The sequence below is a fragment of the Candidatus Bathyarchaeota archaeon genome (assembly GCA_026014465.1).
GTDB lineage: Archaea > Thermoproteota > Bathyarchaeia > Bathyarchaeales > Bathycorpusculaceae > JADGNF01.
Window position 1 is genome coordinate 332875 of the sequence record JAOZID010000004.1, and the last position, 21563, is coordinate 354437.

Here is a 21563-nt window from a genome sequence, read left to right on the forward strand (position 1 = left end):
TCACCCTAAATGTACTTTTTTTAGATTTTCAACTTTGGCTGGGTCAAAATTGCATCTCTGTAACGCATCAAGTATGTTATTGACAACTTTGGTGACGTCGGATTCCAACCATGGACGGAGACATTTGTAGATGTATTTGTCGCATTCAAGTTGAGCTTCCCTTGTAGCTAACGATTTGAGTATATGCCAACCATAGCTTTCAACTGGCATATTTTCGTAGTCAAAAATAGTGGACAACCTTTGCGGTTCTTCGCCCTGCGCATCCCTATACAATTTGGCCATCTGGTGGAAAACTAAATTACATGTCTGATTCAATGGGATTGGTGGATCATCAATTCCAAGAGATTCCAAATAATCAGCGAAAAGAACATTGAATTCAAAACAAGAGTTCGATAAGCCCCAATCTTCAATCATTGGCTTTCCATCTTGATTGTTCTTGAGGTAGAAGGATGGCGAGTCAATCACTAAGATAAGATTTCCTTCTTTGTTAGATAGCGCATTATTGAGTAACCGTTCAGTTGTATTAAGACCGCTAATTAGTTCTGTTTCCTGATTAATGAACTGAACCAAGCTAGAAAATGAATCTGTGATTGGCAGGTCTCCAATTTTAAGATAATTATAAGTTAGAAGATCCCAATTCTTCCATGTATTGACAAAAGTGAAATTCTGTATCCCCATTTCTACTAGTAATGGAAGCGCTCGAAGCTGGCCGTGCTCTTGGGTCACATTGATCCTTCCTACTTGAGGGTCGACAATGACGCATACCATTTGATCTAGGATATTTCTTTTTATAGAATTGCCATTAATGTTTTCTTGACTACCCCTCTTCGTCAATACACTTTCCCAAGGGCTTAATTGCCTGCATATCGTATATAGATTTTTTTACTAAAGATTCAATTTGGCATTAAAGTATCAATTAATCCTTTCTATTGAAATATGAAGAGAAATACTCAACTGACTTTGTGCTTAGGCTACATACGCTCAACTACTCATTCGAAATAGAGAGATTTTGGCACTCTCATAATGAGTCAATTGTTACCAACCGGAAAATTTTCAAAGACTAAAAATACAAACAGCTCAAAAGTAACTATTTTCGCGAGCCCGAATCGTTTACACGACTAAACTCCAAGAGCACCGCCTCTTTAGGCAAAAAAAGATTTCAATTTTTACCGCTTGCTTTCTATTATGGTTCAATTTCATTTAAAAGCTATCGGTGTTCTTTGTATGTCATTCTAAGACATGCAAACTCGCAACTTAGTTATCTCTCCCTTAGTTTAAGAGCTATTTCGGCTATGAACGCCTTCTTGTTTTTTAACCCTTCAAAGTCTTCTTTTACCAGACTTTCCCAATTGCGCTTCATATTTTGAATTTCAACGAAGTTTTTCCTGTTCATATATCTCTTTTTTATGCAAAAATGGGATAGAAGCAACGACAATATACCCAACTGTTCCCAGTCTTCAAGTCGTGGCCAAGGTGTAGTCCATTTCTTATTGTTCTCATGTTCAATTGGAGTTTGTCTTACAGCCAAGTACCAGGTAATGTATCCATCATGCCTCGGTTTAAAGTGAACTCTAAGTTTAACAATTCTACCACCTAGGTCAGTTCTAAAAAAAGTCACTTTCTCGTCGATATAATCTCTCCAATCACTGGGCTTGGCATTTTCAAAATCATCTTGCGGCAAGTGGTCGAACCCCTGTATAGGTAAAATGTTGTTACTTGGTATTTGAAATGGTAACCTACGTCCTATTCGTTTGTGAAGTGCTAATGCCTCACTGACAAGAAAAACATAGAAATCATTAGTTGGCGCTGCCATGACTGACTATATACATTGTCACTAGATGGATACTGGCGCCATTTTTGCTTGCTATAATTTGCCTTTAAGCCACACTTTAACGGTCTCATAACTAAAGATTAAAACAAAAACCAAGGTGGCAGTCATGAAATAAAAAAATTCATGGCTAATAACAGTCTGCCCGTTAAAAAGGATAAAACCACCTAATAGAATTGCCACGGCAAATATTGCATAAAAGAGTTGTCTGGGAATTAGAAAGCGCCCGACTTTTACACGGTTATCTAACCTTACTTTATTGACAACCCAATTACCGTTTTCTTGTTTTAGAAGTCCAGCCCGCTCTAATTTGGACATGTGATATTGAGCTACTGAAGGGCTGCTGAGCTTAAGTGCCCGTTGGACATCTCTTATCCCAAGAGGCTTATTGGACTTAAGCATAAAGCGGTAGATGTCAAGAGCAGTTCCTTTTAAGACGCTGGTGTTTTCATTTTCGGTTAACCTGCTCACCTCAGCGGTGATTGATAACTGACTGAGAGCATTTAAAAACTTGTGAATTAAGGGGTCAAACGGTTATCGTAGAACCGTAGTGCTTGAGAAGCTATTGGCATTGCAAAAAGAGGGGGGATGAAGCTACTATTTAGCGTCATTATCCTACAGCTTTTACAGTATGCTTTGGTGGAAAACGTTAGCAGGATGGGTAGACTAAACAGCAACCCGCGCAATAAGCAACTGGTAATCCAATACATGCAGCGCATGCGGCACAACTAACAGGGTTAGGTGCAACAAAGCAAGTGAAACAGAAGGCTGCGTAGCAAGGTTCACAAACTAGCCAATTAGTAAGACACCAAGAGGCATAACAGCCAGATACGCATGTCCAATAGTCGTCGGTTAGGATTGCTGCGATGTTAAGAATTGTTTTATCATAGTTCGGAAGTTGGTTTTCTACAAGGGTTGATAGGCCTTCAGCTTCCTGAGCCATAATAGAATAACCTTCCGCAAGTTGCGCCATTGATTGGTCTTCACTCTGTTGGTAGATGGTCGCTAGTTCTTGTGCTGTTTCCCCTAAAAGGCTGTATTGTTGGGATAGAGTGGCTGAAGAGTTGAAGGTAACAAGTTCCATGGATATGATTTCAGACGGGTTGATTGGCGCATATTTTATGACGGTAAATGAACTGTTGTAGGTTTGGGCATCCAAAGGTGCTAGATTTGTTGCTATGGTAAAGTTATAGTCTTCATGCTGGACCATGTAGTTGAGGTTATAGTGCTGCAGGGATGTTTCGTTAGTAGTGATTTCTGTCGAAGTAAATTGAGCGGTTTTATTATAATTGTATTCGTGTTCGCTGTACGTCCACAGTATCGTATTGGCGATTGTGACTTCAAAGGTTGTTCCGTTAATTTCATACGTAACTAGAGTCAAAGTATAGTTATCTTGCTCCTCTAAGATTGTGCTCTGGATGTTGATGATTTCGCCCTCTCCTTGACATGGATGCGTTCCATTGCTGCAAGAGGTACAACCGATTTGGCGTAATAGGGGTTCGACATCTATTTGTGCCGCCTCTCCGGGCAGTTTGTCTACAGTAACGGCATGGAATGTGGTATCGATTGGATATCCGATTGAAACCCATTCTGTGATGCCGCCAAGCATGTTGTAGACTTTTGTGAATCCGTTTTCTGCAAGAATTTGGCAGGCGGGAGCGCTTCTTGAACCGGCTGCGCAGTAGACGATTACTTTGTCATTTTGGCTTGCCGATAACTCATCGATTCTGGATTCGAGTTCATGTAAAGGAATCAAGACAGCATCCTTGAGGTGACCTAAATTGTATTCACTTTCATTCCTGACATCAAGAATCAGGACGTTATGCGCGTGATTAATCATGTAACTTGCCTGTTGAACTGTAATATCTTGGGGGTCTGAGTGGTGACAAGCTATAGCTGGCTGCACTAGAGCAAAAGTGGATATCAGAATGGCGGTTAGAATTAGGCAAATGGCGGGGTTTTTCTTTTCCATACATTCACCTCCAAGCAAGTTATGTCTTACTAAGTAAGAGATAGTTAATTCTACGCTTTAGGACAAATAACGACAAAATTTCTTGTCGAAAGCGTTTAAAAAGAGTACAACTTAAAAATAATAGAATATTTGCCGACTTATTGTTGAAATGTGAGCTAAATGTCTGAAAGAGAAAAAGCGGTCAAACTCAAAGTAATTTCTGTTTTGCTTGGTGTACTTGGAGTGTTTGCTGGTGGATATGCGGCAGGACGCTCATATGTCTTTTTCGTGGAGAACGGCGTGACTTCTTATTACTCTACGGTTTACGCTGTCATTTTGTGGTTTTTTGTCATTGGAGCTTTTTGGCTTGCCGCTTTTAAGTTGAAAAGAATTCAGCACTATATCACTAAGGAACCTGCTTGAGTATATGAACAAAGAAAAGAGCTTAAAGAATCGTATTCTCGGCTGGATTCCTAAAGACTCCATTAGACTTAGTGCTCAAACTAGCCGAACCGTAAGTGTATTTTTGATAGTGCTTATGGCAGCGTTAATTGTCCCAATTTTTTATCTGGTAATACACGCCACTAATTACCTTGGCATTTTTTGGCCTATTACCTATCTTGTTATAGTTTTGGTTTTACGTTATATCCTCCACAAAACAGGGATTGATAAAACTCTCTCCGCATCTTCTCAAAGTGGCGTATTTGGTAAGGTACGAAGAGTACAAATTGTTGTTGGTTCTGGGCTACTTGTCGCCTTCGGAACTGTCTTTGCTGCAAGGTTAATCATAGGTCCGTTGTCACTTTACTTTCTCATACCATTCATCCTTCTAGCTATCGTTGGAGCTCTCATCGGCGATAGCATCTGGAAGGCTTTTCAAAAGCGCAGTTTAAAGGATGACTCAAAATGGCCCTGAAGAAAGGTATAGAGAACCGTGTCAGAGGTTGGATTCCCAAGGAACCAAACATGCCAAGCCGCCCCGCAACTATCAGCCCTGAAAATAAACCTAACCACAGAAATAGACTTCCAAAGGGTGAAGTTAGAAGGATGCTGGTGTGGACGGTGATGGTTTTTGGTTTTGTGTTTGCATCCATTGGGTATCTTCACGGAGGCAACGCCTTAGGTGCGCTCTTTCTTTGGTTTGCATGCGTAGTCGGGGTCTCTTTGGTACTGGATGCGTCGGTGCAGTTTGGCAAAGAGTTTAACCCCAAGCTTGTGATGGGGATACTGCTTATGGTCATCAATTTAGGCGGCGCGCTGGCCGGTCTATATGTCTTTTCTTTGCCTTCAAACTTCTTTGCACGAGCCTTTTCGGTTGTGATGATGGCGGTGGCTCAGGTGCCGATGTTGATTGCAGTGATAGCCTATGTTTGGGGCAAAAAAGAACTCTCCAAAAAACTTCTCGACTGGTACTCTGGACGGCGGTAATTAAGTAATTTAAAGATAGAACAGCATCGAGTGATATGTCAAAAATATCGAATATTCGAGAAAAAAGAAAGAGATTTTAGACTTGTTAAGGTGGACATGGCTTGCTAGAAGTGGAATATCGCTTACTTATGAACAACCATCCTATTAGAAAGCCTAATCCTCCCGCAAGAGAAAGAGCAATAGAGGCAGAAGCAGTTGAACCACCTATAAGGTACAGTATCAGACTTATGATAACGAAACTTGAAAAGCCTAATGACCCAATTAATACACGCATTTTTGTATTCATCTAGTTCACCTTCTTTTGTCTTAATACAAATAAAAAAAGAGGGGGTTAATATTTTTTAGATTTGACAACATAGCCAATCGCATCCTGGACTGCAACCATATATGCCTATTACATAGCATAAGCCAGCACATGCACCACCGCAACCAATTGCACAAGCAGCGCACATCCAACAAGCCCATATAGTAACGCATCCAGCGCAAGGAGCAGCACAAGCGGCAGCACAGATAACCACACAACCTGCCCCACAACCGATGGCGCATACAAATGGGCATATCAGAAGACAAAGCCAGTCGCCACATGCATCTCTTAATGTTGCCGAACTTTCTATGATTTCTTTGTCATATTCGGGTAATTGGTTCTTTACCAGTTTAGAGAGGTCCTTTGTAGCAGCCTGCATTATGCTATAACTACTGGCTAACTGTGTTAGGTTTTCTTCTTGGCTTTTGCTATAGAGTTTAGCCATTTGCTTTTCAACTTTACTTAACGTCGAATAATGTTCCGACAAAGTAACTGTCGAATTAAACTCTACATACTCATAGGAACTAAGCCCTGTGTCAGTAGTTGGGGTATATGTAACAGATGTAGAGCAGCTTTGGTAAATCTCTGCATCAAGAGGGTTGACTCTTGACGAAATAGTCAAGTTGTAATCTTCAGTAAAAACATTGTATTGCATTCTATAATATTCAAGTGAGGAATTCTCTGAGGTTACCTGTGTGAGAACATACCAGCCTGTTGTATTGGAGTTGGCTGTTGTTTCAGCGTAGTTCCAAAGTAGTGTCTCAGCAATAGTCACTTGAGTAGTTGTTCCGTTGATATCATACGTCGCAAGAACTTCTACATAAGTGTCATTTTGTTGCAATATCGTATAATCGGGATTTGTTGGTTCGAGCGATCCAGTACTGTTTGAACATGTTTGGTTTTGACAAGATGTGCAATTTGTCTGTGCCTGGTAGAGCAACAGTGGTTCTATTTCCATCGAAGGCTTGCCATTACCTGTAGCGTCAACTGTTACATGATGATAGCTTGTTGCAATCGAGTAATCTGCGTCCATCCATGCGGTTATACCCCCTACCATGTTGTATACCTTAGTAAAACCGTGGTCGGCAAGGATTTGACTAGCAGGTGCACTTCTTGAACCGGCAGCACAGTAAACGATTATCTTGTTATTTTGATCTGCTGCCAATTCACCGATTCTATTCTCGAGTTCATGTAAGGGTATCAAAACAGCATTGTTAAGGTGACCTAAGTTGTATTCGCTTTCATTCCTAACATCTAAAATCAGGATGTTTGGGGTATGCTTTATCAGATGTTTTGCTTGTTGAACTGTAATATCCTGAGGATTTGATTGAGGACAGGCTATAGCGGGTTGTACTAGAACAAAAGTGGATAGCAGTATAGCGGTGAGAATAAGGCAAATAACCGGTTTTTTCCTTTCCATTTTTTCACCTCCATAATCAAGTCATTTCTTACTAGGCAAGAGGTAGTTAATTCTACGTTTTAGGACGATTTGGGACAAAAATTTTTGTCGAAAGTCTTTAAATCGATTAATTGTCAATAAAAACTGTTATGACATCAGGTGTTGAGTTCCTTTACAAGATTCTTAAGGACGAAACACGGCGAAAAATAGTGCTTCTTATAAACGAGAAACAGGCTCTGAGTCATACCGAACTCATAAATCAACTGGGTTTTCTAACCACTGGACGACTCAACTACCACCTTAAACAACTAAACGATTTATTAACCAAAGATGCAGAGGGCAGATATACCTTAACAGAGAAAGGTAAACTCGCCACCCGCCTGCTAATAGAGTTTCCCGACCAAAACCGCCATCAGATGGGGCTAAAACCGAAATGGTGGAAAAAATTCTGGATCGCAATAGGCACTTCGGCCATATTACTTACAAGCATTAATTTGATTGTATATGTCCTTGGCTATGTAAGTCTCACTTTGTTGCTGCAAAGTTTTTTGGTTTTCTTTGCATTGATAGGCACGCTCTATATGGTGGAGCACATCACCGTTGAGGTTCTTTCGGAAAAAAACCGCTCCAGACTATTGCATATTAGTAACTTCTCTAGAGGCATCGTGGTGGGTTTTCTTCTATGGCTCGCCTTATCCTTTATAGTGGTTTATAGCGGGTTTAGCCAGTTGATTTACGATGTGCTGGGGCGAGAATTAGAAATCTGCATAACTCTCTCAAGTCTCGTATTGTGTCTGGTTATCGGCACTTTTGTTGGGAAGTGGCTGGCAAGCAGGTTCTATCAAACATTCTAGCTTTCTAACCGCTACATGAAGCGGAAAAAGGTCATTTCACGCTATCCAATTTACGCCTCATTTTCCTTTACATGAAAGGAGCAGGCGTGCCTCTGCATGGTACGCCAAAGCACCCAGCTTTTGCTCTTCTTCCCGTCGGGGGAGTAGACATCTGTGACTCGGAAGAGATGCAAGGGCACAGAACTGAAAGTGTTTAGTGGCCGAGAGGCTGCCCTAAACTTTGTAATCTTTCTGGTTCTCTACCCAGAGGGCAAACTTTTGGCAAGTTATGACATATTCAGAGAGGTTAGAGCGGTCAAAGGCTTCAGATGCAAAGGAAGACAAAACATTGACCGGCGACTGAAGGCTCTTTTCAAGCAGCGCTGGCTAGAAGTAGGCGGCACAAGAACTATACGTGCACATTTTTCTGATTCACCGCTCTATGGGTTGAGTGTCAGGGGAAGGGCTGCTTTTGAGTTAAGAAAAAAGAACCTGAATATCTTTCTTCAAATAGCCCCCGAAGACCAGCTCCAAAAGCTAATAGATGCACTAAAGATGTATCCGTAACAGAATAGTCTCGTTACTGTCCCCTACAACGAGATGATCTCGTTGTGTCGATGGATAGTTTTTACGTTCAGCCTGAGAGTTGGTCAAGGTGAAAAAGGCTTGGTTAAACCCCAAAAAGTAACCGTGCAAGAAATCATCGCTGACATCGGCGCCATTCTAAACAAAATCAACCTTGTACTAAACGACCATGAGCAGAGACTGCAACTTATCGAAGAGTTGGACCTGAAATCTGAGCTTGAACTACTAAAAAACCGAATTCTAACGATTTCTGACCAGCAGAAGCAGGCAAAGGCTTTGCAGGCATTCAAGAATCTGTGCGATACACTTGGAATCTCGGATTTAGACGTTGTCAAATCATAGGTTTGCTGGGTGGGAGGGAATGGCTGTACTTACATCAAACGTGATACAACCCCCAGGCAGCATTGGAGGCACAAACTGTAAGTCATCCCTGAAAGGGGATGCAGGCACCAGCCCCCCAAACCCACCTCAGCAACTAATTTTTGTACGCTACCTAGACCATGTCCTCTACAACCGCAATTTCGCTGTTGTGATGAAACCGCAGAAAAGAGAAGCCGTCGGCTGGTTAGTCTACGATTGCGAGTTGTACCTTATTTTATCTTGGGATAGAGATGCTGAACCGCCTACACTTCATGGCGGCGACCCTAAAGCTTCTGGTTTAGTGCTTCTGAAAAGCGACATTTTAGACTTGCAGCGGCTTAAAGTCCATCCGAAGCCTCTACCAAAAAATCTAGGATTGAATTTAAAAAGCAAACAAGACAAAGAAGAAAGCGAGTTCGCGCTTCAGCCAAAGAAGCGAAAAACTCAACGAGAAGCGATGGCAACATGAAACAACAAGCCATCACCCGAACTATCAGCCCTCCTATAACCCGCAACCGCCAACTCTCCCTCGACGAGCTAAAAACCATACCCATACCAATGCAAATACAAAGCGACAAAATCATCTTCGAAACAGGCTTAAAAGGCTGGAAACTCAAGCAACCAGTCACCGTAAGCCTCGACAAAGTTCTCGCAGCCAAAGAAAAAGGACTCATCACCTACATCCTAAACTCCTTTCTAAGCGAACGACCAAACCTCATACCCTTCGTCTTCGACAACCCAACCGTAATCAAAATGGCACGCCACTTCCTACGCCACTGCTCAGGCTCAGTCCACAGCTGCTACAGCTACTCAGCAACTATCGAAAAATACTCCATCTGGCTAGGCTACAACCCAGAACTCATAATCGCAGACACCAAACCAGTCGGAAGCATCCCCGACCCACAGCGAGTCCAAAACCACTGCGGATACCTCGACGACTACATAGCCGAACTCCAAGACGAAGGCCTCTCCCCAGGAAGAGTTCACACCTACGCTAAACACGTCAAAACCTTCTACAAAGTAAACGGCGTCAAAATCGAACCCGCCGAACCCCTAAGCCGCCGAGTCACCTACAAAGACCGAGCACCAAAACCCGAAGAACTCGCCAAACTACTCGACATAGCAGACCTAAGAGAAAAAGCCATAATATCCATGCTAGCTTTAGGCGCTTTTAGAGAAGAAACCCTCTCAAAACTCCAATACCGCCACGTACAAGAAGACCTCGAAGCCAACCGCATCCCAATCCACGTACACGTCGAAGCAGAAATCACCAAAGGCAAATATCACGACTACGACACCTTCCTAGGCGCAGAAGCAGCCCAGTTCCTAAAACTCTACATCGAACACAGAAAGAAAGGCGTCGGCAGAATCCCACCCGAAACCCTAACCCCAGAAGCGCCGCTAATCCGAGACAAAAACACCGCTGAAGAAGTCAAACCAATCGGACCAAAACAACTACGCCTAAAAGTACACTCACTCTACAAAGAGGCAGGTTTACTCAAACAAAAAAGAGGACGCATGTTCGATCTGCGAGTTCACAGCCTGCGCAAATTCTTCAAAACCCAAATGCTCGCCTTAGGCGTCCAGCCAGACTACGTTGACTACATGATGGGACACACAGTTGACACCTACCACGACATCCAAAGCCTCGGCATAGACAAACTACGAAACGTCTACACAGCAGCCGGACTAGCAATCGTACAGAAAACCAAAGTCAGCAAAGTTGACGCCCTCAAAGAAATCATACGCGCATGGGGCATGAACCCCGAACAAATGCTCGCCAAAGACGCACTAGCCGAAGGCGCCACAACAAAAATAAACGCCGATGAACTCGAAAACCACCAACTCGTCGTTTTAAGCAACCAACTAAAGGAGCTGATACGAAATGAAACAAGATAAAATCCTAGCAGGTGGCTTAATAACCGTCGGGCCCGCCAATCACGTCTTGGTGGTTGGCGGTTGTGGTTTTTACCTAAATCTTAATTAGTGGCTTGTTGGTAGGTTCGGTTATCGTTTGCGGCGTGGTTAGTCTGTATTATTACCCAAATGTTAGAGTCTGATGCCAAGAAAAACGATGATGCTTTTTTTGTTCCTGTAGATTTAATTCGGGTTTTGGCTATTGTTTTGGTTGTTGTTTTGCATGCTTCTAACGAGTATTTTACGAGTATGTTTCAGACTCCGTTGTCTTCTGATGTGTACTGGTTGACGGCGGCGGTTTACAAGTCTGTGGCTTTGCCTTGTGTTCCCCTTTTTATCATGCTTAGCGGTGCCTTGCTTTTGCGTCCTTCCAAAACTGGTGAACCCATCAGGGTTTTTCTAAAAAAACGTTGTAACCGTCTGGGTTTAGCCTTCATATTCTGGAGCATCATCTACCTTCTATGGAGCTTTCTAATAACCGATGTCCCCTTCACGCCCTCAAACATGCTCCACGGCTTCGTACGCGGACTCTTCACAGGACCCTACTACCATTTCTGGTTCATCTACCTCCTAATTGGGCTTTACCTAATAACTCCGGTTCTGCGCGCTGTCCTAGCGTATCGTGACTGTACCAAACTTCTCAGGTACATAGCGCTGCTTTGGTTTGCAGGCGTAGCTGTTGTGCCCCTAATTCAGCTGCTCACTGGTTATAGCTTAACTAGCACTGTCTTTGTTTTTGGCGGCGGCGTAGGCTACTTTGTTTTGGGTGTGTACTTGCAAAACGTCAAAGTCCGCTCACGGCTGCTGTATGGCTTGTTTGGTTTAGGCGTAGTCTGGACTGTAATTGCCACTTGGGCTATGAGTTTTCCCTTCAACAATTTAGGTCAAACATACTTCTTCTTTGACTATTTTGCTGCAAACTCCATCCTAAGCTCCGTTGCTCTCTTCCTGATCCTAAACAAATTCCCCGCTAACTGGCCAAGAAGCAATCATCCCCACCTAAGCCGACTTATCAAAGCCATAAGCCACAACACCTTGCCCATTTACCTGTTTCACCTCATAATCTTAGAGTCCTTCCAGCGGGGCTTCTTTGGCTTCAAACTAAGCCTAACCAACATTGGCCCCATAATCGGCATCCCCCTTCTTAGCGTGCTCACCCTCTTCATCACCCTAGCACTGGTGCTGGTAATGAAAAAAGTCCCCATACTAAACAAGCTAATCGGCTAAACCCAAGTTACAGTCCGCAAACTCAGATAATTTTAGCTGATTCCTTGGTAGATTTGGTTGGCGATTATGGTTGCGGCTTCATCTGTGGGGTGGACGCCGTCGGGGAAGTATTGTGAGTACTCGGTTAGGGCGTTGTAGACGTTTATGGTGATTAAGCAGTTTTGGTTTGCGATTTCTTCTATGAGTGGGATTATGCCTTCGGTGAGGTTTGTGTTGTTTAGGCTTAGGTTATTGTCGAATATGGGGGGCGGTGTTACGAGGTAGATTTGGGGGTTGCTTTCAAGATTTTGTAGCTGGTTGATGAGGTTTTGGTAGTCTGATTCAAAATTGTTGATTGCTTGGTAAATGTCCTCTCGGGCATCATTGGTTCCCAGCATAATGATTACGATGTTGGGCTGGAACTTTTGAGCGTGGTAGAATTCATGTGTTCCCATGTACGGATTGTACGTGTGGCACAGCACCGTTGAACCACTTGCTCCAAAATTCTCCACAAAATACCTGTCCCCAAGCAGGTCTTGCAGGGTTTGGGGGTAATTGGTGTATTCTGTAATGCTGTCTCCCACGCAAGCAACACGAATCGGTTCAGCGCTGCTATTTGACAAGTTTTCAAGTACCACTACCGAACTCACCAAGACCAAAACAACTGCAAGGAAGACCGCCAAAAACTTTACCCTAACTATTTCCATTCCTTCCTTTACGTGCATGCGCCCGCTCAACTTACAGAAGCAATATCCTAAAAACATTTGCGATTCTAAGCTACAGATGCGGTTTGCCTGCTTTTGAGCTGATTTCTATTTGAAAAAGAGTTTAAAGCTGATGTGCCATAAAAATACGGTAGCGAGGAACGTGTTATGTCTGAACCTGCCGTGACTAAACTGAAGCTTTTGGATGGTTACCGTTTTAATGCTGAGTTTAACGTTGAGGGCGTGCCTGATTTGATTGTTGATGAAGCGCCGCCTCTTGGGGGTGGGGCTGGTCCAAATCCTGCACAGCTGCTCTCTGTTGCGGTTGGGCACTGCATGAGTTCTAGTCTGCTGTTTTGTTTGCAGCGTTCACGAATCAAGGTCAAAAACTTGGAGACAACGCTAAACGTGAACCCCACGCGAAACGCTGAAGGACGGCTTAGAATCAAAAGCATAGACGTCAAGCTTCACGTAGAAGTCGCCGAAGAAGACAAACCGCGCCTGCCCCGATGTCTGGAGATTTTCGAAAATTACTGCACCGTAACCCAAAGCGTACGCCAAGGCATAGACGTCTCCGTAGACATAAAATAGCCCCCTATGTGTGGTTTTGGTTGCCGTGTGCCGTTAGCCTTAACTCAGAGCGCGAACTAGATAACTTTGAGGCGTAGCCTTTGAAGAAAACCAAAATACTTTGCACTATAGGGCCTGCCAGCATCGAAAAACAAACCCTGCAACAGATGTACAATGCAGGCATGAATGGCGCACGCATAAACACCGCCTACGGAGACCAAGCCCAGTACCGCAAAGTCATCAAAAACGTGCGTGAAGTCGCTGAAATTCCCATAATTCTTGATTTGAAAGGTCCCGAGATTCGGCTTCACGCCTCTCAACCTCAAACCGTCAACAAAGGCGACTTCTTAGAAGTAGGCTTTGACGGCGAAGCAACCAGTTTCAATCATGACTTTTACGATAAAGTCTCTGTTGACGACTACATTTACGTGGATAACGGCAAAATCAAAACCCAAATCGTCGAGAAAGCCAACCGTAAACTGAGGTTGATAGTCTTGGATAAGGGGCGCATTGAGGACGGGAAGGGCATAAACGTTCCCAACAAACAGCTCTCCGTACCTACCCTGTGCGCAAAAGATTTCGAACTTATCGCTTTCGCCAAAGAACTTGACGTGGAATACCTTGCACTCTCGTTTACCCGAAACGCAAACGACATCAAAACCCTGCAAGCAAACACCCAAAACTTCACGGGCGGCATCATAGCCAAAATCGAAAACTTTGAGGGCGTAAACAACATCGAAGAAATCATGGACGTCGCCGACGGGGTTATGGTTGCGCGTGGGGACCTTGGCGTGGAAATTGAGCCTGAACGAGTTCCTCTTGTCCAAAAACGCATAATCCGACGCTGCAACCAACGCGGCATGCTCGTTGTAACCGCCACGGAAATGCTTGACTCCATGATTCATCAATCAAACCCCACCCGCGCAGAAGTTAGCGACGTGGCAAACGCGATTTTGGACGGCACCGACGCGGTTATGCTTTCAGGAGAAACCGCCATTGGAATGTACCCTGTAGACGCTGTGGGTATGATGTCGCGTATAGCTGTGGAATCTGAAAAAGCCGTGGAGACAACTGTGGTGGACACAGGAGAATTCCTAAACATTTCTGATACGGTTAGCGAGGCTATCCAGTGGATATGCAACGACATGCCCCTAGACAAAGTCATAACCCTCACACGTTCAGGCTACACCGCCCGCATGATAACCCGCTTCAAGGTACCTCAACCCATAATCGCCGTAACCCCAAACAACAACGTCAAAAAACAGCTTGAACTAATCTTTGGCGTACAACCTGTACAGATTGATTACCGAAACGAAAAAGACCGCATCCTATCAGTTGCCACCAAACTCCACGACATGAACCTTGTAGACGAGGAAGATATTGTGTTGTTCACGGCGGCTATGCGAACAACCAAAACGCACGCAAGCAACACCATCGAAATCCACAGCATCAAAGGACTCAAAAAACTCGCCAGCCTCTAACGCGCCCAAAACCGAGCCAAAGCCAGCAGAGCATCCTCAAACAAATGCTTCTCAGGAACCACATCCACCACAACACCCAAATCCTCCAACGCCTCCGCCGTCACAGGACCAATCGCCACAACAACCACCTTACCATTCAAAACCACCCGCAACTGCTCAGATGAAACCTCAGGCTCCACCAGCCTAAACAAGTTCCTAGCACTCATCGAACTGCCAAACACGACCGCATCAATTTTCCCCTCCAGCAAATCAGATGCAAACCTTGAGTTGGCTTCTTTGTCCTGTGGCAGTTTGGATTCGTACACGTAGACTTCTTCGACATTGGCGCCTTCGTGGGTGAGGGTTTCTTTGAGTGTGGGGGCTGCTGCTGACGTCCGCGGGATACCAATTAATTTACCTTGAACGCCTCGGGTTCGTAGCATCTGTAAAATTCCTTCTGACGTGTACTTCTCAGGAATCAACTCTACCTGTACGCCGCGGGTTTGGAGTTCTTGGGCTGTTTGGGGTCCAACCGCCACGACCGCCGTGCTTTTCAAGCCTTTCTGCAGCGCCGTTTGTAGTTCAAGTTTTTCTGCCGCCTCAAAGAGGTGGTTTACGCCGTTGGTGCTCATAAAAACCGTGTAATCCACTGCGCTCCTCTCCAGTTTCATAATGAACTCTCTTATGGGGGCGAGGTCAGTGGGCGGTTTGATTTCTATGGTCGGCACTAAATAGGGTTTCCCGCCTAAGCGCTGTATGATTTGGGCGGCTTGCTGGTTTTGCCCGCGAGGACGAGTGGTGGCGACGGTTTTGCCGTTTAATGAGTTGGTTTGAACCATGCAAGTTCCCTGCCTAACTCGACGACTTTGCCAATTACTATGACTGCGGGGGGTTTCACGTTTTGGGTTTTGGCTTGCTCCGCGATGGTTTTGAGGCTACCTGTAACGCTGCGCTGGTTTTTGGTGGTTCCCTGCTCAACAAGCGCCACGGGCAAATCGGGGTCTACGCCGCCCTCCAACAGCTTACCCGCAATGGACTCTAAGGATTCTACGCCCATCAAAACCACCACCGTATCCACTGCGCGTGCAATGCTTGCCCAGTCAATGTTTCGTGTGCCTTCGCCTGCTTGATGCCCCGTAACAACAGCCACCGACGATGCGTAGTCCCTGTGCGTGAGTGGTATGCCTGCGTACATGGGCGCCGCAACCGACGAGGAGATGCCTGGAACCACTTCGAATTCTACGGCGTTCTTTGTGAGGGCTTGGGCTTCTTCGCCGCCCCTGCCAAAAATGAATGGGTCACCGCCCTTGAGCCGCACCACATCTCTGCCAGCCAAAGCTTTTTCCACGAGTAACTCGGTGATTTTGTCTTGAGGAACCACATGCTTGCCCGAACGCTTGCCCACATAGATTTTCTCTGCGGATTTGGGCGCAAACTTCATGATTTCCTCACTTACCAGTCGGTCATAAACCACCAACTCCGCTGACTTCAAAAGCTCTAAAGCCCTCAACGTCAACAACTTCGGGTCGCTTGGACCTGCTCCAACCAAAAACACCTTACCACGGGCCATACTTTTTCCTCCATGTTTGTTCGATTTCTTTTGCTCCCTGCTCAACGAGTTGTTGGGCTACTTCCTTGCCGATTTGTGCGGCGTTTTCAAGGGTGCCTTTTGCGTCTGCTTGGATTTTGCTTTGTCCATCTAACGTGAACATGACCCCCAAAAGCGTTAACGTGGTGCCGTTTGTTTTTCCTACTGCGCCGATGGGTACGCGGCAGCCTCCGCCAAGTTCAAACATCAGGCTCCTCTCGGCTGTGACTTCCGCTCGCGTTTGCTTATGCTCTATAGCCTGCAAAAAATCTGTAACCTTCACATTAGTTTTCTTGGCAACTATGGCTAGGGCTCCTTGACCTGGCGCTGAGGGAAACTCTTCAACTGTGAACTCTTCTGTTATGTGCCTTGTTAGATGCATTCGCTCCAGCCCCGCCTTCGCAATGATGATGCCGTCAAACTCGCCGCTTTGCACTTTCTGAATACGCGTATCCACGTTGCCCCGTATGGCTTTCACTTCCAAGTCTGGACGCATGTTTTTGACTTGGGCTAGTCTGCGTAAGCTGCCTGTGCCGATGACTGCCCCCTTTGGCAGATCTTTGAGTTTTTGGTTGCTTCGTGAGATGAGGGCGTCGTTGGGGGCGGCGCGTTGGGGGATGGCTGCAATGGTGGTTTGGGGGTTTTCTGCAGTGGGGACGTCTTTGAGGCTGGCTACTGCAAAGTCGGCTTCGTCGTTGATGAGGGCTTGGTCGATTTCTTTTTCGAAAATGCCTTGGCTGTCAATGGTGAATAGGGGCTTGTTTTGTTCGGTATCCCCAAGGGTTTTGATGATTTTGATTTCAAACTCGGCTTGCGGCTGCGCCCGTTTAAGCTGATCCAAAAACTGCTCGGTCTGCACACGCGAAAGCCTACTGCCCCTAGTGCCCACAACAAACTTCATCTACGCCGACTTGCCCCCTACTTTGGATGCTGCCTTAAGAGCCCTGCCAAAAGCTTCCACAGTAGCTTTTAGGTCGTCTTCTGAGTGGGCGTTTGATAAGAAGCAGGTTTCGAACTGTGCGGGAGGGATGAAGATGCCCTGCTTGAGCAGTTCACGGAAGTACGCTTGGAACCTTTCGATATCCGCGGACATGACGCTTTGGTAATCCCATACGGGTTGCGCGGTGAAGAAGATTTGGAACATGGATGCGATGTTGTGAACCTGTACCTGTAAGTTGTAGTCTGCTGCGTAGTCTGTGAGCGCCTTTTTTAGTTCCGCGCCGTTTTTTTGCAGCCGTGGGTAGATTTCTTTTTGGTTTTGCTGTAGGATTTGCAGGGTTTTGGTGGCTGCGGTTGTTGAGATGGGGTTGCCGCAGAACGTTCCTGCTTGGTAGACTTTGCCCGACGGCGAGATGTGCTGCATGATTTCTTTTTTGCCTCCAAACACCGCGAGGGGAAAGCCGCCGCCCAAAACTTTGCCCAACGTTGTCATGTCAGGTTGCACGCCGTAGTGCTCTTGTGCGCCGCCAAGTGCTAATCGGAAACCCGTGATGATTTCGTCGAAAATCAAAACCGCCCCGTACTCGCTGCATGTTCTGCGCAGTTGCTGCAGGTACTGTTGTTTTGGAAGTATAAGCCCTGCGTTTCCCATGACAGGCTCAACGATAACTGCGGCGATGTCATTGCCTTCGCGTTTGAACGTTTCTTCTATGGCTTGGGGGTTGTTGTAGGACAAAACTATGGTGTTCTGCGTAGTTTGGGTGGGTATGCCTGGCGAGGTTGGTGCGCCAAAGGTGCTGGCTCCTGAACCTGCCTTGACCAGTACGCAGTCGTGAGCGCCGTGGAAGCAACCTTCGAACTTTATTATTTTCTTTCTGCCCGTGTAGCCGCGCGCCGTTCTAATCGCGTGCATGGTAGCTTCGGTGCCTGAGTTAACCAGCCGCAACATCTCAACGCTTGGAAACAACTCCTTGACGCGTTCTGCGAACTCCACCTCCAACGCAGTCGGCACCCCAAACAGCGACCCATGCTTTAGTTGCGCCGTGACGGCTTGGGCTACCTCGGGGTTAGCGTGCCCCAAAAAGATGGCGCCGTATGCCATGCAGTAGTCTATGTAGACTTCGCCGTCGACGCCGTAAAGTTTGGAGCCCTCTGCTCTGGCTGCAAAGAACGGGTTTGGCTCAAATGCCCGCACGGGGCTGTTGACGCCTCCGGGGATGGTTTTTTTGGCTTTGTCGAAGAGTTCTTTGGATTTGCTTGTGGTTACTGCTGCTGATTCAACCATTTTTTTACATCTCTTGCAAAATAAGTTACGATAAGGTCTGCGCCTGCTCGTTTCATGGCGGTTAGGGTTTCTAAGGCGGCGGCTTTTTCATCTATCCAACCGTTTTGTGCGGCAGCTTTTATCATTGAGTATTCGCCGCTGACATTGTATGCTGCAATGGGCACGTTAAACTGCTCCTTGACAAGGCTTAGAATATCCAAGTACGCCAAAGCAGGCTTAACCATGATTACGTCGGCTCCCTCTGCCACGTCCAAATCCGCCTCCATCAGAGCCTCTGAAACGTTGCCAAAGCCCATCTGGTAGCTTTTTCGGTTCCCAAACTGAGGCGCAGACTCGGCAGCTTCCCTAAACGGACCATAAAAGCTTGATGCGTATTTGACGGCGTAGGACATGATTGCTGTTTCTTCGAATCCTGAATCGTCGAGGGCTTCTCTGATTGCTTGCACTTGCCCGTCCATCATGGCTGAGGGTGCGACCATGTCGGCTCCTGCTTGGGCTTGGCTGACCGCGGTTTCCTGCAACAACTTGAGGGTCTGGTCGTTTTGCACCTGCTGGTTTTTTAGGACGCCGCAGTGCCCATGGCTGGTGTACTCGCATAGGCAAACATCCCCAATAACCACCAAGTCCTCACCAAACTCCGCCTTTAACCTGTCAATTGCCTGCTGAACTACACCGTTACCCGCGTACGCGCCTGAACCCACAGAGTCCTTCTTGCTGGGTACTCCAAAAAGCATAACCGCCTGTACATCCTGCTCCATAACCTGCCTAACCTCAGCGGTCACCTGACTTATGGGCAGCCGCGAAATCCCAGGCATAGTTGTTATGGGGGTGGGTTTTTGGATGTTTTCGTCGACGAACAGGGGGTAGATTAGGTTGTTGGGTTGGATTGTTGTTTGGTTTACGAGTTTTCGTAGGGCTGGCGTTTTACGTAGCCTTCTCATCCTTACGGTAGGGAAATCCATTTCTTTGCATGCTCCTATAGATTACGATTTGACTATATCGTTTGGGTTTAGCTATCAAGATGCAAATTCGTCAAGGCTTCTGCTTTGGCTTTTGCCTCTTCAAATTTGCCCTGCCCAAGCAGCTCCTGCACCTCAACATCGTCCATTATTGCATAGAGTAACTCTTTTCGAACCTTTTGGTCTAACACTTTGCGCTTAAGCAGTTTCCTTACATGCTTTTGCAGTTTAATTTGAAGTAAATCCTCTTGCGTTATTAGTTTTTCAATGCGTTTTCGAAGCACACTAGCCATGGCAGGGCTGCTGCCTGAAGTTGAAACGGCTATGCGTACTTCCCCGATTTTGGCTACCGCGGGCAACGTGAAATCGCTGGTGGTGGGGTTGTCGGGTGAGTAAACCATGCAGCCCTCCGCTTTGGCGTGTTTGATTAACCTGGCGTTTAATTCAGCATCATCGGTAACTGCAACAAAAAGGTCTGGCTTAGATTCAAGGTTAGCAAAAAACGTTTCAGGCGTTTCTACGCGGGATTCTTTGACGCCTATTTTTCCCTGCTTGGCAAGCTTTTGTATGCCATCAGAGAACTCTTCGCTGACCACATGAACGGTAAAGCCCGCCTCCACGAAATCCTTAGTTTTACGGTACCCCTCCGCGCCGCCGCCAACTACCAAAACGGTTTTGCCTTCTGCCCTGAAATCTATAAGCATGCTTCTTTGTCTCCTTTGGGTTTGGCGCTGTAGTCAGTTGTTAATGTTTCTTGGAAGTTTTTCACAAACGCTTCGTAATCGAGGTTTTTCTTGGCAACAGGTCCCGCCGCGTGTATTATGCCGTTTAGGTCTACGGAGGTTTCTATGGTTTGGATGGCTTTGGCTCCGAACTCGTCATAGTGAATCTCGATTTCGGGAATCGCGCCTCGTCCCTCCACGTCGATGCGCGGCACAATGCCCAGCAGTTTGACTCCTGCGTTGGCAAGCGCCTGTTCCATGACCTTTTTGATTTGGTCGGTTAGGTAGCTGGTTCGTACTTTGTTTAGGATGACTCCAACGATTTCTACGCCAAGGCTTTTGAGCAGTTTTACGTAGTTGAGTGCGCTAACTAATGCGCCTTCGATGCCTTCATTGTTGCAGCCCACAACAACCACCGTGGGCACACCTAAAACCGCCGCCACCTCTGCTGTAGACGATGGTCTTAAGACGTTCTCGTTAAGCATCCCCGTAAACGCGCTCATTGCGCCTTCAATTAATAGTAACTCGTAGTCTTTTGCGGCTTCGTTGACTGCTTCAACCGCATCTTTCCAGCCGCTACGCCCAACCCTTACCGACGAGTAGCAGCGTATGGGCTCTTTAATCAAGTACAGCGACGGAACCAAATCACGTATGTCCCCGCCTACTTTGACTACGCCCACGTTTACGCCAAGTTTTTTGAGGGCGCCTGATAAGCCTGCAACTATGAAGGTTTTGCCTGAACCGCTGCCCAAAGCCGTAACCATCAGGACTCCCTTTTTGCTGGCTGCTATCTGCGGGGGTTTTGCATGGATGCCTGTTTGGACGCCGATTTCCGATTTAATCTTGCTGAGCAGTTTGGCGTTGGCTACCCTGATTTTTGTGAGTTCCTGCGCGTTTATGTCTAAGGATTTGGCGATGCCCTCGATGATGAGGCTGTTTTGGTCAAGCAAGCCGTGGGTGATTATGCCTACGACGTTGCCTTCTTTGTTGGCTATGCCCGAGATGAGGTCTTGGGGGTTGCTGCGGTAGTTTAATCGTTTGGTGTGGGAGGTGAGTATGGGTTTAGCTTTTTTGTGGGGGACGATTTTGCCGTATGTGTGGCAGTGAAACCCGTTGACTTGTTCTCCGACGGCGCTGGTGAGAAAGCTAGTATCTGTTATGGTGGCTTGTATCTGGTCGGTGCACACCAAGGGGGAGAACTCAGCGTCCACAAGTCCTAAGCCGTCGCGCATAATTGGCGTAGAAGATAAGCGCCCAATGTCTGTTCCCTGAGAAAGAATCTGAAAACCCGAGCAAATCCCAAGCACAAACCTGCCCGAATCCGCCATCTTCAAAATTTCACGCATAACGCCGCTTTTAATAGACTGCGACTCCACAAGGCTACCGCCAGGAATAATAATCATATCCAAAACCTCAGCTGCAGGCTTGCCTTCTACGAGCCCATCTTCCAGTACAAGATGCGTTGGCAAATTCCCAAACGCCTCAAAACACGGCAACGCGCCCGGCAAATAAGCAAGCCCCACTT

The 21563-nt window shown here is 46.2% G+C and carries 24 protein-coding genes; 11 read left to right on the top strand and 13 right to left on the bottom strand.

All coding sequences use genetic code 11. The annotated features are described in order from the left end of the window. The 4 genes from NWF04_01680 to NWF04_01695 form a co-directional block, all read right to left on the bottom strand. Window positions 1–834, bottom strand: coding sequence for a hypothetical protein (locus NWF04_01680; protein ID MCW4005300.1), 834 nt, complete (start codon window positions 832–834; stop codon window positions 1–3). 424 nt (window positions 835–1258) lie between these two features. Further along, on the bottom strand, window positions 1259–1681 hold the full coding sequence (locus NWF04_01685) for a hypothetical protein (GenBank protein MCW4005301.1): 423 nt from the start codon (window positions 1679–1681) through the stop codon (window positions 1259–1261). A 183-nt stretch (window positions 1682–1864) separates the two neighbouring features. Continuing rightward, window positions 1865–2299 carry a winged helix-turn-helix domain-containing protein gene (locus NWF04_01690; GenBank protein MCW4005302.1) on the bottom strand — a complete coding sequence of 145 codons (435 nt, stop codon included), beginning with the start codon at window positions 2297–2299 and terminating at the stop codon, window positions 1865–1867. A gap of 178 nt (window positions 2300–2477) precedes the next feature. Further along, window positions 2478–3668 carry a rhodanese-like domain-containing protein gene (locus tag NWF04_01695; GenBank protein MCW4005303.1) on the bottom strand — a complete coding sequence of 397 codons (1191 nt, stop codon included), beginning with the start codon at window positions 3666–3668 and terminating at the stop codon, window positions 2478–2480. 291 nt (window positions 3669–3959) lie between these two features. Here NWF04_01695 and NWF04_01700 point away from each other — a divergent pair, with 291 nt between their 5' ends. The 3 genes from NWF04_01700 to NWF04_01710 are packed head-to-tail and all read left to right on the top strand — an operon-like array spanning window position 3960 to window position 5207. Continuing rightward, the gene (locus NWF04_01700; protein ID MCW4005304.1) at window positions 3960–4202 is read left to right on the top strand and encodes a hypothetical protein; all 243 of its coding nucleotides are present in this window, start codon (window positions 3960–3962) and stop codon (window positions 4200–4202) included. Window positions 4203–4206: 4 nt separating this feature from the next. Then, window positions 4207–4695, top strand: coding sequence for a hypothetical protein (locus NWF04_01705; protein ID MCW4005305.1), 489 nt, complete (start codon window positions 4207–4209; stop codon window positions 4693–4695). Next, on the top strand, window positions 4686–5207 hold the full coding sequence (locus tag NWF04_01710; GenBank protein MCW4005306.1) for an ABC transporter permease: 522 nt from the start codon (window positions 4686–4688) through the stop codon (window positions 5205–5207). The genes NWF04_01705 and NWF04_01710 overlap by 10 nt, the downstream gene beginning before the upstream one ends. A gap of 341 nt (window positions 5208–5548) precedes the next feature. Here the strand turns inward: NWF04_01710 and NWF04_01715 are convergent, their stop codons facing one another. Continuing rightward, on the bottom strand, window positions 5549–6931 hold the full coding sequence (locus tag NWF04_01715; GenBank protein MCW4005307.1) for a rhodanese-like domain-containing protein: 1383 nt from the start codon (window positions 6929–6931) through the stop codon (window positions 5549–5551). A 110-nt stretch (window positions 6932–7041) separates the two neighbouring features. Here NWF04_01715 and NWF04_01720 point away from each other — a divergent pair, with 110 nt between their 5' ends. From NWF04_01720 to NWF04_01745, 6 genes are all read left to right on the top strand, one after another. Beyond that, window positions 7042–7764, top strand: a complete 723-nt coding sequence (locus tag NWF04_01720; GenBank protein ID MCW4005308.1) for a winged helix-turn-helix domain-containing protein — start codon at window positions 7042–7044, stop codon at window positions 7762–7764. 153 nt (window positions 7765–7917) lie between these two features. Further along, entirely contained in the window at window positions 7918–8310 is a 393-nt protein-coding gene (locus tag NWF04_01725) for a hypothetical protein (protein MCW4005309.1), read from the top strand. 99 nt (window positions 8311–8409) lie between these two features. Then, window positions 8410–8670 (top strand): hypothetical protein, encoded by a 261-nt coding sequence (locus NWF04_01730; GenBank protein ID MCW4005310.1) that lies wholly within the window; start codon window positions 8410–8412, stop codon window positions 8668–8670. A 19-nt stretch (window positions 8671–8689) separates the two neighbouring features. Further along, window positions 8690–9157: a hypothetical protein gene (locus NWF04_01735; GenBank protein MCW4005311.1), complete on the top strand. Its 468-nt coding sequence runs from the start codon at window positions 8690–8692 to the stop codon at window positions 9155–9157. After that, window positions 9154–10587 (top strand): site-specific integrase, encoded by a 1434-nt coding sequence (locus NWF04_01740; GenBank protein ID MCW4005312.1) that lies wholly within the window; start codon window positions 9154–9156, stop codon window positions 10585–10587. The genes NWF04_01735 and NWF04_01740 overlap by 4 nt, the downstream gene beginning before the upstream one ends. A gap of 147 nt (window positions 10588–10734) precedes the next feature. Next, complete coding sequence (locus NWF04_01745; protein ID MCW4005313.1) at window positions 10735–11832, top strand: acyltransferase family protein; 1098 nt, start codon at window positions 10735–10737, stop codon at window positions 11830–11832. Window positions 11833–11864: 32 nt separating this feature from the next. Here the strand turns inward: NWF04_01745 and NWF04_01750 are convergent, their stop codons facing one another. Beyond that, a complete protein-coding gene (locus tag NWF04_01750; GenBank protein ID MCW4005314.1) occupies window positions 11865–12536 on the bottom strand; it encodes a GDSL-type esterase/lipase family protein in 672 nt (223 codons plus the stop codon). 147 nt (window positions 12537–12683) lie between these two features. On the opposite strand from NWF04_01750, the gene NWF04_01755 reads away from it, so the two are divergent. Next, a complete protein-coding gene (locus NWF04_01755; GenBank protein MCW4005315.1) occupies window positions 12684–13106 on the top strand; it encodes an OsmC family protein in 423 nt (140 codons plus the stop codon). Window positions 13107–13186: 80 nt separating this feature from the next. Continuing rightward, the gene (pyk, locus tag NWF04_01760; protein MCW4005316.1) at window positions 13187–14566 is read left to right on the top strand and encodes a pyruvate kinase; all 1380 of its coding nucleotides are present in this window, start codon (window positions 13187–13189) and stop codon (window positions 14564–14566) included. Here pyk and NWF04_01765 read toward each other — a convergent pair. Genes NWF04_01765 through NWF04_01795 form a run of 7 tightly spaced genes read right to left on the bottom strand, consistent with a single transcriptional unit; the run spans window position 14563 to window position 21561 of the window. Continuing rightward, window positions 14563–15384 carry a uroporphyrinogen-III synthase gene (locus NWF04_01765; protein ID MCW4005317.1) on the bottom strand — a complete coding sequence of 274 codons (822 nt, stop codon included), beginning with the start codon at window positions 15382–15384 and terminating at the stop codon, window positions 14563–14565. The two genes, pyk and NWF04_01765, sit on opposite strands and share 4 nt — an antisense overlap. After that, window positions 15363–16115: a uroporphyrinogen-III C-methyltransferase gene (gene cobA / locus NWF04_01770; GenBank protein ID MCW4005318.1), complete on the bottom strand. Its 753-nt coding sequence runs from the start codon at window positions 16113–16115 to the stop codon at window positions 15363–15365. Before cobA ends, NWF04_01765 begins: the two co-directional genes overlap by 22 nt. Continuing rightward, a complete protein-coding gene (gene hemC, locus NWF04_01775; GenBank protein ID MCW4005319.1) occupies window positions 16102–17034 on the bottom strand; it encodes a hydroxymethylbilane synthase in 933 nt (310 codons plus the stop codon). The genes cobA and hemC overlap by 14 nt, the downstream gene beginning before the upstream one ends. Further along, window positions 17035–18357 (bottom strand): glutamate-1-semialdehyde 2,1-aminomutase, encoded by a 1323-nt coding sequence (hemL, locus tag NWF04_01780; protein ID MCW4005320.1) that lies wholly within the window; start codon window positions 18355–18357, stop codon window positions 17035–17037. Then, a complete protein-coding gene (gene hemB, locus NWF04_01785) occupies window positions 18336–19319 on the bottom strand; it encodes a porphobilinogen synthase (GenBank protein MCW4005321.1) in 984 nt (327 codons plus the stop codon). Before hemB ends, hemL begins: the two co-directional genes overlap by 22 nt. Before the next feature lie 47 nt (window positions 19320–19366). Beyond that, on the bottom strand, window positions 19367–20020 hold the full coding sequence (locus NWF04_01790; GenBank protein MCW4005322.1) for a bifunctional precorrin-2 dehydrogenase/sirohydrochlorin ferrochelatase: 654 nt from the start codon (window positions 20018–20020) through the stop codon (window positions 19367–19369). After that, window positions 20011–21561, bottom strand: coding sequence for an AAA family ATPase (locus NWF04_01795; protein MCW4005323.1), 1551 nt, complete (start codon window positions 21559–21561; stop codon window positions 20011–20013). Before NWF04_01795 ends, NWF04_01790 begins: the two co-directional genes overlap by 10 nt. Window positions 21562–21563: the final 2 nt, after the last annotated feature.